Here is a 13,113-nt window from a genome sequence, read left to right as displayed (position 1 = left end):
AAGTGGTCCTGGCGCCGCCATGGATAGGCTTTTCGCCCCCTACTCCTAAGCGGTGTGCTGCCTCTTGGCCAAGCCCGCTACCGAGACCTCGCTGCCCGCACCCGAGCAACGGAGGTCGCGTGGATCTCTAAGGTCTTCCTCGTGCCTCGAGGTGTCTCTTCCTCGCGGGTCACAGGGCGACCGCTGACATCTACCAGCCGTCCCTTCCTAATCTCGCCCCGCTGCGTTGCAGCCTTCAACGCCTCAGCAGTCTCGTCGAAGACGACGACCTTGTGCCAGGTTGTCTTGTCATCGTGATTGACGGCCAGCGGGAAGCCGGCGATACGCGCGTCCACGCCTCCTGAGAACCAAGGATCCCGGCCAAGCCGCCCCTGCAGCGTCACCGGTTCAGATTCACCAGACTCTAAAGATGTCCCGTCATGGGGCTGTGGTGCCGTTGTAGCGGGTTCTGGTGCGTCTGTGAGTGGTTGGCCGGCCTTTGCATCGATTTGCTGGGGACGGCGCTTGTAAGCGGATTCTGCGGCATTGAGGACTGGGTAGAAGGACACCTTGCCGTTGTCCCGCACCACCAAACGCGAGCGCTCCTCACTGCTGCTCTGCTCAAACACCACATGGCCGTGCTCTGGGTTGAGGGCAAAGCCCCCAATGTCATGCACCTCAACGCGTGACCGCTCAGTTGTCACCCGGACAACCCCTTTGGGGAAGACCTCAAGGACGGTCTTGCCCTCAGCAATCTGCAGCACGGTTCCTTCACCGTGGGACAGATCCCGCGCCTTCTTCATGTCTGCGCGAAGCAGCGCGGATACCTCCTCGTGGTTGAACTCTTTGAATGCTGCGTGTTGCTCCTTCATAAACAGGAGGGAATTATAGGGAAGCGACTGCTGAGAAGTCAATATGCTGTCAGCCTCAACAGCCGGTAGGGCGGAGTTTCATACGCAACTCTTACCGACTTGCCAACGTCTTACCACTCATGGGCGCTACACTCGGTCTTTTCGCGATGGAACCAGCGCGCCCAACAATCACTGAGACAGATACGGCGATCCTTCGCGCTTTGTCTCGCTACCACTATCTCACTGCGGCTCAAGCGAGCCGGCTGCTGTTTCCGCGCCTGGTTGATGAGAATCGCTATATGCAACGCCGCCTCAAACGGCTGGCTGATACGAACTTTGCCCTTCGGCTGCGCGCGCTGCCAACGCCCCGCTACGGCCAGGCACCCCACGTCTTCACGCTGCACCGGCTCGGGCGGGCGTATCTCAAGCGCTTGGGGATTGCCGTCCTGCCGTACTTTCGGCCGTCTGAAGAACAAAAGGCCGCCTGGAACGACTTCTTCATGCCCCACAGGCTGGCGGCAATCGATGTCTTAATCGCAGCGGATCTGCTGTGTCAGCGGAGCCGGGTGAGCTGTCCGCGTCTTCTGACTGATCGGCACCTTCGGCGGCATCCTGTCCGTGTTGGCGTTCAGCAAGCGCAGCGAGCAAGAAGTGTTGCAGTCATCCCGGACGGCTGGTTTCAGCTACAGCCGGCAGGAAGGCCGGTGATCTCAATTGCGCTTGAGCTGGATCGGGGCATGGAGGCGCAGAAGGCGTGGCGGGAGAAGGTTGCAGGCTACGCCGCCTGGGCTCCCGGGCCGTACCGGCAAGCCTTTGCAACAGACAACCTCACCATTGCGGTTGTTGCACCGTCGGGGGAGCGGGTCAAGCAGCTGCGGATCTGGACGCGGGCGGAGCTTGCCCGCCAGCGGGCCGAGTCTCTTTCGGACATCTTTCTCTTCACCTGCGCCTCACCGGTTGCCACGCCGCCTGAGAAGTTCTTTCTTAGTCCTGTCTGGTGTACGCCTGAAGACGACGAGCCTGTGGCGCTGCTGGATCCGCCGGCCGCAGCTGTAGAGGAGGTGTTGTTTGAAAGCGCGTGAGCCTGTGGACGAAGCGGCCAATCATCCCGCTGGGCTTTCGGCGGATCTTTCCTCTGGTGGAGTTGCCACTTTCGATAACGACAAAGCAGGCACTCAGCCACATGCATGTCATCGGCAAGACGGGCTCAGGCAAGAGCTACTTTCTGCTTGGTTTGTGCCTCGCCTTTCTTGAGGCGGGGTTGCCCTTCACCCTGATTGATCCCCACGGCACGCTGTCCAAGCTGCTTCTGGCGCATCTAATTCAGGCCGGCTACTACCGGAACGCTGCCATGTACGACCGGCTGATCTTCCTTGACATCCCCTCGGCGATGGATGCCAAGCGGTATCTCCCCTTCAACTTCCTCGACCAGCCCTACGAGGATCATGCGGTCGGGGAGTTCGTCACGGATGCGTTCAAGCGGGCATACCCGGAACTATCCGTTGGTGCCCCCACCTTCACCAACCTCGTCAAACACTCCATCATCGTGCTTCGGCAGAACCGGTTGCCGATCACCGCCCTGGCTGATCTTCTGACTGACCAGGCCTACCGGATGCAGCTGCTTGGACAGGTTACCGATCCGCAGGTGATCCGCTACTTCACGATGCGCTTTGATAAGTGGGGCCGCGATGAGGCGGACAAGAAGGAGTCCACCCTCAACCGGGTAGACGACCTGACCTACGCGCCCTTCATGCGCTACAGCCTGGGGAACCCGATAAACAGCCTCAACTTCCGGTCGATCATTGATGCCGGCCAAAGCATGGTGGTCAACCTGTCAGTGCCTGAGTACCCGGAGGCGAGCCAGCTCTTCGGTTGTCTCTTTACGGTGGGGATGGAACAGGCCGCCAAGTCGCGCTCCCGGCTTGATGAGGGTGAGGTAGACCGCCTCCCGTCACACCACCTGGTGATAGATGAGTTCCAGCGTTTCACGAAGAAGGATCAGGGGAGCTTCTCAGACATCCTGTCTGAGACGCGCAAATACCGCCTGTTTAGCATCCTGTCCCACCAGAACTGGTCGCAGGCTGACGAGCGGCTCAAGGGTGCGCTTGAGAATGTAGGCTTTGAGGTGATCTTCAAGGCCGGCCGCAAGGATGCCACCTACTCGGCCGAGCAAGTGGGTGCAGTCAACCCGATGTTGGTCAAGCACGAGATCCCTTCCTCGGCCGGCGGGCAGCGCACGCACCCTGCATACCTGCAGCTGCAGGAGCAGTGGGAGTTGCACCGCCAGGGGATTCAGTACCTCAAGCGCGGCCATGCCGTTGTGACGTTGCCAGACGACCGGCAGTACCGGATCAGGACGCGCACCCTTCCTAGACTGACGGTGGGCAAGGAGGCGGTCGCCACGGTTCGGGAGGAGTACCTGCGGCGCTACTTCGTTCCCGCACCCGCTTTCCCGGTTGCCGGGAAGCCCGCTGTCCCGGTGCCGGCTGGCATCAGCCGGCGGCCCCCGGCAGCACCCGTGAGCCTCTACGAGGCCTCGGAGGAGCCCACCTGAGGGGTGGTGCTCCCGGGACGGCTGTACCGGATCAACCCGGTAGACCTCACCCGGTACGTCTCAATCGCGGCGTCATCAGTGCCACAGGCGGTGGCTTCGCGAATCTGTAGTGGGAGGAAGCAGACGCTTGAGGCCGGGAGGGGGGTCCACCGCACGGTCGTATCCGAGGCTGGCAAGCAGCGGATGTGCGGTGGACCCCCCTCCCGTACCGCTGGTGTGATCCTGCCAGGCGAGGCGGTTGTGCACGGTCGGGGGCTCCTGCGGAGGGAAGCGGAGGGGATCTGCCGGCATTCCTCCCACACCCCCCTTCCGGCAGATCCCTGAATTATTAGGGGCTAACGCCAAGAGATGACGAAAGCGGTGTCCGGCTATCCATACGGAATCATGGGCGGACGCTACAAGAGGCTAACGCCACGACCCTCCATTGGCAACGCTCCTTCGCAGCTTTCCCAGTGTGTCACACGGCTTCCACAGTTTCGTCAAGACTCCTCCTTCCAGTCGGCCCGCTGCGGCGGCGAAACTGCGGTTTCGGTCCTGACAAAACAGTGCGCCGTGTGTCTTGATCCTGAGAGGCCGTGTGTTCTAGCTGCTGCAAAGGAGCTTCTCCTGAATCCTGCAGCGGAAAGGAGGTGAGTGCATGAAGCTACTTACTGAGACGCTGAAGAAGCAGATACCCCAGCTGTACAGCCAAGAACAGGAAGCGGATCCGGTGGTGGTCGCAAAGTTCTTCGCACCGGGTACCGGTTGGACGTGGTACGTGATTGAGGGGGCAACCCGGGAAAAGGAGGGGTGCGGGTTTGGTGTCGGGTGCGACCACCGGCCGCTGACTGAGTACGACCCGGAGCGTGATGACGTGGTGTTCTTTGGTTATGTCATCGGGGTGGAGCCGGAGCTAGGCTACTTCACCCTGTCTGAACTTTTGCAGGTTCGCGGAATCTCGGGCCTGCCGGTTGAACGGGATCGATACTTCATGCCCTGCCGGTTGTCACGGCTGAGAAAGTAGCGCAGGGAATCTTGCGCGGAAAGGAGGTGAGAAACATGAAGTACTTCAAAATCACGCGGACGTGGTCGGTCAAGGCGGAGTCTGAGGAAGAGGCCTTCAAAAAGGTCGCCGCAGACCCGCACAAGTATCTCGAGTCTGAGGCAGTGACCCGGACTGAGTACAAGCGGCCGCAACAAGGCGGCGGCGGCTGGACGGCAGCTCTCGCCACTCAGTTGACCGGTGGCGGGTCAAACAATAAGCGTTAAGCGCTTGTTCCTTCTCCCGAATCAAGCTCGGGGGAAGGTGCAGGTTCTCAACGAAGCTTTCCGCCAGTATATCATCTGCCAACCGCCAGGCGCGTTTCGGCTGGCGGGTACCAACGGCTCCCGACTATCGTCTCTTCGGTTCTTCCAGCGGTTGGCGGTTACCCCTCCCCGAAACGCGCCCTAGAACTTGCAGAATACCGGCGGATTTGTTATAAGCAAGTTTGATATGAGCGTTGAACACGGGGAGCGCCGTTTAAGGACGGAAAACAACAACCCAGACAAGTCGATCATGCCGAAGTCGCGCTGAGGCGTGATACTGCTCCTTTGGAGCCTGCCCCAGGGCAGCCGGCCGAGGGAGATGGACACGTGCCTGTCGAGGTGTTCGACCGGGTGGCACAACTTGAGCGGGAGCTCGCTGAGGCGCGGGCGAAGCTCGACCACCAGCGCGAACGCAAGCGAGCCAACGACAAGGCCTGGCGACAGCGACATGCGGACGAGGTGAAGGAGCGGACGAAGCAGCGCGTGGCAGCGCATCGTGCGCGCAAGAGGCAGCAGGGCACCTAGCCCGACGTCATGTCTCACCGCCTGACCTGCGGGTTCGCGACTGTACGTGGTGCGCTTGTGAGGTAGAGCACAAAGTCGCGGGTAGAGTTGTAACAGGTCACCCGTTACACCGCCCGAGGATGCCCATGACCACCACCCTCTCTCCTGGTCCTGCTGGCGCGCGCTTCGCGCTGAGCCCGGAGACCTCCTGAACGCCTGCTGCCGCCGAACCGGCTGATCGCTCTCCTCATCCTCGGGGCGCTGATCTTCATCGGCTTCCAGCTGTACGACCTGGCGCACCCCGAGGCTTCTCAGCCGCAAGCGCGGACACCCGTTCTCCACGAGACGTTGCCGGAACCTCCGGCTGAGCGGACACCGACGACACCGACACCTTCCTCTCCTACGCGTACGCCCGAACCCGCGCCGACATCGCAGCCGCCGGTCGTCGTTGAGGAGCCCAGCCCGACGCGAGCGCCCCAGGTTCCCCCGCCGGTCGAGGCCACCCCCACCCGCACGCAAGAGCCGGACACTCCGGCCCCGCCCGACGCTGCACCGTCGGTGCCGGCAAGCGCGGCTGAGGTTGCCTCTCTCATCGACGGCAGTCCGTCCCGCTGGTCGCAGGGCCCGGACGAGCATGGCCGGCCGGTGCCGGACACCGCCTGGATCTACCGCTCCTTCGGCGAAGCGCCGCTGTCCTTCCGCGTGCCGGCCGGGGCAGTCGTCCACACGCCCGCAGGCGAGTACGTCGAGGGCGAGTTCGTGACAGCTGCTGACCTGACGATCCACTTCGGTGTGTCATGAGCCGGCGGGAGGACGTACGGCCTGAGGTCGTTGCCGACTACGCCCTCACTCTTGCCCGCCTGGACGCTGCTGCCACTTGTAGCGCGGCGGAGAAGTCACAGGCGATCCTCGCGCAGCTTGAGCAAGCCCTTGCCAGTCTTGCGTCACTTGACGAAACCAGCCGGCAGGCTGCCGAAGCACAACTTCTTGCCCTTGCCCGTACCGCACTTGCGGCGGTTGCGGAGATGCACACAGAAATAAGCCTTCCGGGCGTTGGCTTTCCGCGCACGGAAAAACCGCCGACATCGTTCGGCGAAAAGTTGGGGTACTGGCTCCACACCAAGTTCCTGCCGTGGTGGCAGGACGACACCTTATAAAAGGGAGAAGAACGAGATGACCGACCTGCCCGTTCCGCTTGACATCAGGATGTCCGCACCGAAGCTGCATGACTTCACGAGCTTCGCTGTACCGAAGCGTCCTCTGACCACCGGCGAGAAGGCGGTGTACCGCCGGCTGGCTGATGACTGGGCTGTGCTGGATGCCGCGGCGCAGCGGCAGCTCTTCGTGAGTCTGATTGCTGGTCGCCTGACTGAGTTCCTCACTGAGATCTTTGCGACCACGGTCGCGCGTGTTTTCACCCGCGAGGAGGCCATCACCAACCCGAGAGTCAAGGAGCTGTCCCGCAAGTTCAACGAAGTTGCGCTGCAGCAGCACGCGCAAACCATGCTTGGGCTTCAGGCAACCACCAATGAGGTGTTCGCGCAGACCGTGAGCGGCGCGCTGACTGCTGCGAGTCAGCCGGAGCGGGCGAACCTTTGGCAGCGCCTGCTTAAGGGGGGTTCCGGTGCCTGAGCAACCCCAGATCCACCCGCATGAGTACGCCTTCATCGGCTCGCTGATCGCCTCCCACGCCCTGCACCTGTCCCGGGTGCGTGGCCTGGTACGGCCGGAAGACCTGGGCAGCACTCTGGCTGCGGCCTGCTATGAGGTGATCCTGGACATCAGCGGCCGGGATGGATTCGTGGAGCCCCAGTCTGTCCTCGCGGGTGTTGAGCGGATGCCGGACTGGGAGGCCAACGGGAACGTCGGTTCCTTCATCCTGGACACCCTCAGCGCAACACCTGACATCCACAACACGGTCGGCTACGGCCAGCTGGTGCTTGAGAACACCTTCCGCTCCGCGCTCAGCGCGGGATCCTCCGTCCTCAACTACCTCAAGCAGGGCGAAGAGTCGTTCTCAGACATGGTGGCGGAAATCAACGAGGTCTTCTCCGACATGGTGGACGTGGCGGTGCGCTACCGGAAGCTGCAGAAGCTTGAGGGCACGGGGGAGGTGTCCTGATGGACGTTGAAAGTCTTTTCCTCGGAACGCTCCTGCAGACAAGCGCCCTCCGGCTGGTTGAGGTTAGGGACCTCGTCAAGGTTTCCGACCTTAAGACGGGGCCGGCCAGTCTCGTCTACAAAGCGATCCTGGACATCAGCGGCGGGACGAGTTGGTTGATAGCGACTCCGTTTCTGCAACTGTGGCCAATAACCGGTATTCACGGATCGTCGGCGGGCATCAGGAGTTCATCACGAAGCTGTACGCAGTTGACGTGCGCCCTGAACTTCTCCTCACGTACGCACGATCCACCGTTAAGATCAGCGTCACGTCAACGATTCTCGCCTGGTGTGGGATCCTGCGACACGCCATCACTACAGAAACGGCCTCGTTTGAGGAGTACGTGGGCTGGGCTGGAACTGCCTCTGCAGAGATCGAAGACGTCGAGCGTCGCTACCGCACGCTCCAGGAGCTGGAGGAGCGAGAAGGTGAGGCGGCGTGATGGCTGACCTCAGCGCCTACCGGTCGTGGGTCAACAACTCTGATCTCAACCTGTTCAAGGAGAAGGCCAACCCCTTCGACACCTGGTGTGAGGAGAGCCTGCGCTTCGTCCAGTGGGGCGCGTGGCTGCTGGGGGAAGTTGCCCGGGATCCAAGTCCCGCCAGACTCGTTGTGGCGAAGGCGCGGCTGCACGAGCGCTACTGGCGCAGGTACCACAGCGCACCTGTTGAGCACCGGGTAGATGCTGCGCACGCTGGCCACCCATGCCTGCACCGGGCGTACCTGGAGATCTGCGAGAAGTTGGAAGACCTTGAGATGTTCGCACCGGTTCCAGAGCTGGAATCACTGACGGAGGCTGCGCGGATTTCGCCATCTGAGGAACATCCGATTATCGAGATGGAGGCTGAACCCGAACCGACTGCTGCAGAAGTCTCCGGCATCGAGTTGGGGGTGTTTGTCAACGATCCCGAAGTGGAGGAGGGGTCGTAATGACCCCCGATCCTGGGGAACTTGAACGCTGTCTTCTGCCGGATGCCGCGCGCGGGATGGGGGTGTTCTTCTGTGCCACGCGCGGCACCGGCAAGTCCCGAACCCTTGGCCGGATTATGGCCTGGCAGGACTTCAACCGCGAGGAACCGATACCCCTGGTTGTTCTTGATCCTGTCGGCGGCACGATCGACAACCTGTTGGACAAGATCGGGAGGGAGCCGCTTACCAAACGGCGGCAGCTGTGGAAGCGCGTCCGCTACGTGAACATGAACGGGCAGGACGGGCGTGTCATCCCCTGGCCGATCTACTACGAGGCACGTCCTGGCGAGCGATTCAGTGCGCGAAGCGAGCGCTTCGTCGAAATCGTCCGGCGCGCAGATCCGGCGCTGCAAACCGCGTCCATCCAAGGGCTCAATGCGCTGGCACCGCTTGCCTTAGCAGGGGGTATCGTGTTGTCCGCCCTGGGCTTGGGCATCACGGAGCTGTGGAGTTTGATCCATACGCCGCAGCGGTGGGACGGCCGGCTGGCTGCAGTGGAGACGCTGCATCCCGAGACAGCAGCAGCGATTGCTGAGCTTCGTGCCCTCGGCCAACTGAACGCCCGGGACTGGGCGAGTAAGGCTGGGTCGCTTCGCAGCAAGCTGTCCCTCTTCCAGTTTCACCCGAACTTCCGGGCGATCTTCGGTGCCGCAACGCCCGGAATCAATTGGCAGGAGGTGGTTGCAAAGCGACAAGCCGTCTTGCTTGACTTTCGGGACATCGAAAACGCAGAGGTCAAGAAGTTCTGCCTGCTGTGGGTGTATCAGTCGTTCCTGACCTTCATCAAGCAGCGCGGACACAACCACATGGGTTCCCCCGTGAGCTTCATCATCGACGAGCTGTCCTACATGGTGGGCAACGCGTCACTTCCCGGAGACCCGCTGGCCGGTGATATCGACGAGCTCGTGCACCGCATTTCCCGGTCGCATGGTATCTGGGTAACACTTGCCACGCAGGAGCTGTTTCAGCTGCCTGAGCAGATCAGGCGAACTGTCCTGTCAATGGGCACTGTGATCCTGGGGCAGACATCAGATGACCAGGCGGCTGAGGAGCTTGCCCGGCGCTTCTACCGGTACGACCCCTACCTGGTGAAGAAGTCCCGAACCATCTATGGACCGCTTCCCAGCCCTGGCAAGGAATTCCGGGAGCCCCTGTCACTTCCTGTGGGGTCGCAGACAACGGAGTTCACCAAGGGTGAGCAGAACTACCTGAACAGCCGGATCTTCCTTGACCTGCAGCGTTATCACTTCCTGGTCGGGCAGAGCGAGCGGGAAGGGGAGCTGCCCACCACGCTTCGACACGTCACCGTTGAGGACATCGATGCGGGCGAGTATCCCGAGCGATCCGTCACCGACAGTTTCCGCTCGCAGCTGATGCGCCGGGACGGGATACCCGAGCAGGCGATCCTGCAGGAGATCGACACCCGGCTCCAGGTCCCGGAGCCACTGGCTGGTGCCGTCCCGGACACAGACACGCTTGCCCCGCCGCCACCGGTTAGCCAGCCCGCGCAGGAGCCGGTACGCCCGGCTACTTCTCCTGACACTGCTGCACTGTCGGTGCCCGAGGAACCGGTGCTGCGGCTACCCGAGGGCCTGCAGCCGCTTCGGCATCCGGGCCGATCTCGCAAGCCTCCACGGGCTGTCCCGTGAGACGCAAGCCTTTGCAGCTGACCGACACCGATGTCCTGGTGCTGCGCGCGCTCAACCGGTTCCGCTACCTCACTGCCGCACAGCTCAACCGCGTGCTCTGGCCGGACAACAGGCGGGATGAGAACCGCTACGCGCAGCGCCGGCTCAGCCGGCTGGTGAAGGACGAGTACGTCCTGCCACTGGCGGAGCTGCCCAAGCCTGCCCGAGGCACCGCCCCCCGCGTCCATGCGCTGGCCTGGCGCGGGCGCCAGGCGCTCCAGGCAATCGGGGACACCGTTCCCTCCTACTACCGCCCTGCAGAGCTCACCGAGGCCTCACGCAACCCGCTGTTCATGCCACACACCCTGGCGGTGGTTGATGTCCTGGTCGCACTCGAGCAGTTGACGCAGGAGGTGCCGGGGGTGAGCCTGCAGGAGCTGTTGCTTGAGCGTGACCTGCGGCGCAAGGGGCTGAAGGCGACCGTGCCGGCGGGTGGGGGAGTGCTACAGCCTCGACGCGTCACGGTTGTGCCGGATGCCTTCTTCACCCTCAGCGTTGCTGGCGGGCTGCAGCATTTTCTGCTTGAGGTTGACCGAGACACGGAGCGGCAACACCAGTGGCGGGAAAAGGTGGCAGCGCTTGCCTTCTGGCTGACCTCGCCTGCCAGCCGGACGCTTGTCCCAACGCCTTCCGTCACTGTGATGGTGACAACGCCGTCTGTCAGAAGGCGTGAGCAGCTTCGGCTCTGGACGCAGCAGGAGCTGCGGGAGCGGAGGCTCTTCGAGGACTTCGCGGGGATCTTCATGCTGACAAGTGTCTCGCCGCTTGACGTGGCACCAGCGGCGTTCTTCGGCGAGGCGCACTGGCATCCGGCCTACCTCGGCGCCACGGACAGCCTCATCGACCTGCCAGCGTTGAGTGCCCAGGAGCCCTGACGGCTCCTCTCGTCAAGACACGCTGTCGCTTTACATCTTGACGATTCACCTTCCGCTTTACCGATCAGCAGGTACCCGAAGACAAAGGGTCTTCAGGTAGCAACAAGCCTGCGCTGGATGGGAGCCCCTGACAGCCTCATCGACCTGCCTGCTGCAGGGTTGTTAGCGTAGGCAGAAGCAGGGATAGCCGTACATACACGAGGGAGGGGTTATGTCCGACTTCCCCAAGCTGCAACACGAGGCCGGCTCCTATCCCTGCACAATTCTCCATCCCAATGGGCACCATCTTCCTGGACAACTGGAACTGGCAGCCGAGCAGAGGCCGACGGCAGAAGTTTTCGGCTGGCCGTACGAGGTTGCCCAAGAGATGCGGTTTCCGCAGCCGACCGAGAAGCATCCCGCCCTGCTTTGCGAGCTTCGCAACGGCCCCGTCGTCCTCCTCGTTGACACATCCGTCACCTCCTGGTGGCCTGGCCGAGCGACCCTCCATGCATCCACAGCAGTTGTCGGATTTGACCTAACAAGTGATCCGCAATCAACCTTCCACGAGGCCAGTCTGCAAATCACTAATGCCCAGCGCGTGTTCGGCCCCATTCCGATTACTTCCATGCGGACACCTCGCAGCCGTCCTGACGGAGGCGATGTCGAGGTCGCCGCGACGATCAGCGTGGATGCCAACAGGGTCTATGAACACGGCGGAACCAAACTGCGCTGCAGATACTGGTGGTCGATACGGAACCTTGACTACTTCCAATTCGGCATCCGAACTGCGCCAGTGTTCGAGGTTCGGGACGGCGAAGCCCTCACAGCGGCTGAGTGGGTTACGAGGCATGTCCTGCCCCTTCGGGAGCTGGTTACCCTGGCCACGCTTGAGAATCAGAGCATCGCCTGGCTGACCCTTGACCAGGATGCCGCCGTCCCAGGGCGGGGCAGCCGCGAGAATCAGGTCTTCGCTCGCGACATCCTCCAAGCCCCCTTCGCTCCGCAGCGAGACATGGAAAATGACGGGAAGTCCCTCTTCGTCCTGAGCGACCTGCCCTACAACCCGGTGGAGCTCCTGCAGCGGTGGGAGGGCCTCCGGCAGACGCACCGAAGCTTCATCCAGCCGCTCATGCACGGTGTCACTGAACGTATGGATCTTCGAGCACGCTTCTTGTCGCTTGTCCAGGCGCTCGAAGGTTTGCACACGCAGATCGCCGGCGAGGGCCCGGTATCTGTTGCGGAACACCAACAGAAGCGCAAGCACATCCTCGCCGAGATCAAAGCTCGGGGCCTTGGAAGGGATGGGCGGGCCTTCCTTAACCGATGGCTCGACCGCTTCGGCCGCTACAGCCTCAGCGAGCGCCTGCAGCAGCTGCGGGACACCGTGTCCGAGGACATCGCGGACCTTGTTGACTTAGACCTCGTTCCGGGCAAGGTTCCTGAGTACCGCAATAAGCTCTCGCATGGAGCAGAGGACTACTCCTGGGAGGTACTCAGACCGCCTACGCGGGCGCTCACCATCATCGGGGTCGCGCATGTACTGCGCATGTTAGATCTGCCCCTTGACCGGCTGCCCCGGCTTTTTCAGTAGCGGGACGGTGACCTCCTCGTCAAGACCTGCAATGCATGCTCGGCCACGGGGACGCCTCAAAGCCGGCGCAGGCTGAGAGCCTCGTACGCCTCCGCTTCGCGGAGGCTGTGTTCTCCTGCCGCCCTGAGCTTGTTCCGGCCGCCCTCAGCGTCAAGGGGTGCAAACCAACTTGACCACCCCTGCGGGGACGCGAGCGCTTGCTCAAGATCGTTTGCCCTGATCCCTTGACCCTGAGCCTCGACGGCCGACGTGGCTCGGAGGCGCGGTGGCGGGAGGTACCCGCCACCCGCTCTTGCCGGGCGGCAGGCGGCCAAGCCGCTGGGCGGGACCTCCGCTGTCACCGGCGTCTCAGGACTCACTACCGCCACTCGCATCTGCTCCTATCGCTCAGAGTCATGCCCCATGCACGTAGCGTCCGCTCGGCGGACGCACTGTCAGGTGCGTTTATGAGAGCGATCGGGGATTCAGTACGTGCCGAACGAGCGTGTGACCGAGGACATTGTTGACGCGATCCTGCGTGCCCTCGGGTACTACGACGACGAAGACTGCTCACTGGAGGACCCTGGACGGGCCGGTGACTGACTGAGAAGGTCGCTGGCGCACCCCGGGTCCCCACCGGATCACTGCCACGGCTGCTAGCTGGAGGTCACAGCCAGACTGAGTTCTGCAGGA

Annotated in this window: 15 protein-coding genes; 14 read left to right on the top strand and 1 reads right to left on the bottom strand. The window is 62.5% G+C overall.

Features of this window, described 5'->3' with window-relative positions; genetic code table 11:
• Positions 1–77 precede the first annotated feature (77 nt).
• Positions 78–851: a single-stranded DNA-binding protein gene (locus tag ACI8AC_RS12710; RefSeq protein ID WP_456898147.1), complete on the bottom strand. Its 774-nt coding sequence runs from the start codon at positions 849–851 to the stop codon at positions 78–80.
• Positions 852–997: 146 nt separating this feature from the next.
• Here ACI8AC_RS12710 and ACI8AC_RS12705 point away from each other — a divergent pair, with 146 nt between their 5' ends.
• The 14 genes from ACI8AC_RS12705 (at position 998) to ACI8AC_RS12640 (ending at position 12,441) form a co-directional block, all read left to right on the top strand.
• Entirely contained in the window at positions 998–1,912 is a 915-nt protein-coding gene (locus tag ACI8AC_RS12705) for a replication-relaxation family protein (RefSeq protein ID WP_456898146.1), read from the top strand.
• Positions 1,909–3,384 carry a helicase HerA domain-containing protein gene (locus ACI8AC_RS12700; RefSeq protein WP_456898145.1) on the top strand — a complete coding sequence of 492 codons (1,476 nt, stop codon included), beginning with the start codon at positions 1,909–1,911 and terminating at the stop codon, positions 3,382–3,384. Before ACI8AC_RS12705 ends, ACI8AC_RS12700 begins: the two co-directional genes overlap by 4 nt.
• A 637-nt stretch (positions 3,385–4,021) precedes the next feature.
• Positions 4,022–4,387 (top strand): DUF2958 domain-containing protein, encoded by a 366-nt coding sequence (locus tag ACI8AC_RS12695; protein WP_456898144.1) that lies wholly within the window; start codon positions 4,022–4,024, stop codon positions 4,385–4,387.
• Positions 4,388–4,422: 35 nt separating this feature from the next.
• Entirely contained in the window at positions 4,423–4,632 is a 210-nt protein-coding gene (locus ACI8AC_RS12690; RefSeq protein ID WP_456898143.1) for a hypothetical protein, read from the top strand.
• Between the two features lie 366 nt (positions 4,633–4,998).
• A complete protein-coding gene (locus ACI8AC_RS12685) occupies positions 4,999–5,196 on the top strand; it encodes a hypothetical protein (protein ID WP_456898142.1) in 198 nt (65 codons plus the stop codon).
• A gap of 624 nt (positions 5,197–5,820) precedes the next feature.
• Positions 5,821–5,976 (top strand): hypothetical protein, encoded by a 156-nt coding sequence (locus ACI8AC_RS12680; protein WP_456898141.1) that lies wholly within the window; start codon positions 5,821–5,823, stop codon positions 5,974–5,976.
• Complete coding sequence (locus ACI8AC_RS12675; protein WP_456898140.1) at positions 5,973–6,332, top strand: hypothetical protein; 360 nt, start codon at positions 5,973–5,975, stop codon at positions 6,330–6,332. Before ACI8AC_RS12680 ends, ACI8AC_RS12675 begins: the two co-directional genes overlap by 4 nt.
• Positions 6,333–6,348: 16 nt before the next feature.
• On the top strand, positions 6,349–6,807 hold the full coding sequence (locus tag ACI8AC_RS12670; protein WP_456898139.1) for a hypothetical protein: 459 nt from the start codon (positions 6,349–6,351) through the stop codon (positions 6,805–6,807).
• A complete protein-coding gene (locus tag ACI8AC_RS12665; RefSeq protein ID WP_456898138.1) occupies positions 6,800–7,297 on the top strand; it encodes a hypothetical protein in 498 nt (165 codons plus the stop codon). The genes ACI8AC_RS12670 and ACI8AC_RS12665 overlap by 8 nt, the downstream gene beginning before the upstream one ends.
• A gap of 181 nt (positions 7,298–7,478) precedes the next feature.
• Complete coding sequence (locus tag ACI8AC_RS12660) at positions 7,479–7,778, top strand: hypothetical protein (RefSeq protein ID WP_456898137.1); 300 nt, start codon at positions 7,479–7,481, stop codon at positions 7,776–7,778.
• Positions 7,775–8,266, top strand: coding sequence for a hypothetical protein (locus ACI8AC_RS12655; protein WP_456898136.1), 492 nt, complete (start codon positions 7,775–7,777; stop codon positions 8,264–8,266). Before ACI8AC_RS12660 ends, ACI8AC_RS12655 begins: the two co-directional genes overlap by 4 nt.
• Complete coding sequence (locus tag ACI8AC_RS12650; protein ID WP_456898135.1) at positions 8,266–9,954, top strand: hypothetical protein; 1,689 nt, start codon at positions 8,266–8,268, stop codon at positions 9,952–9,954. The genes ACI8AC_RS12655 and ACI8AC_RS12650 overlap by 1 nt, the downstream gene beginning before the upstream one ends.
• The gene (locus ACI8AC_RS12645; protein WP_456898134.1) at positions 9,951–10,868 is read left to right on the top strand and encodes a replication-relaxation family protein; all 918 of its coding nucleotides are present in this window, start codon (positions 9,951–9,953) and stop codon (positions 10,866–10,868) included. Before ACI8AC_RS12650 ends, ACI8AC_RS12645 begins: the two co-directional genes overlap by 4 nt.
• Positions 10,869–11,079: 211 nt before the next feature.
• The gene (locus ACI8AC_RS12640) at positions 11,080–12,441 is read left to right on the top strand and encodes an ApeA N-terminal domain 1-containing protein (RefSeq protein WP_456898133.1); all 1,362 of its coding nucleotides are present in this window, start codon (positions 11,080–11,082) and stop codon (positions 12,439–12,441) included.
• The last annotated feature ends 672 nt before the right edge of the window (positions 12,442–13,113 follow it).

Source organism: Geodermatophilus sp. SYSU D00758, from assembly GCF_054049955.1.
This window is presented reverse-complemented; position numbering and strand designations above follow the sequence as displayed.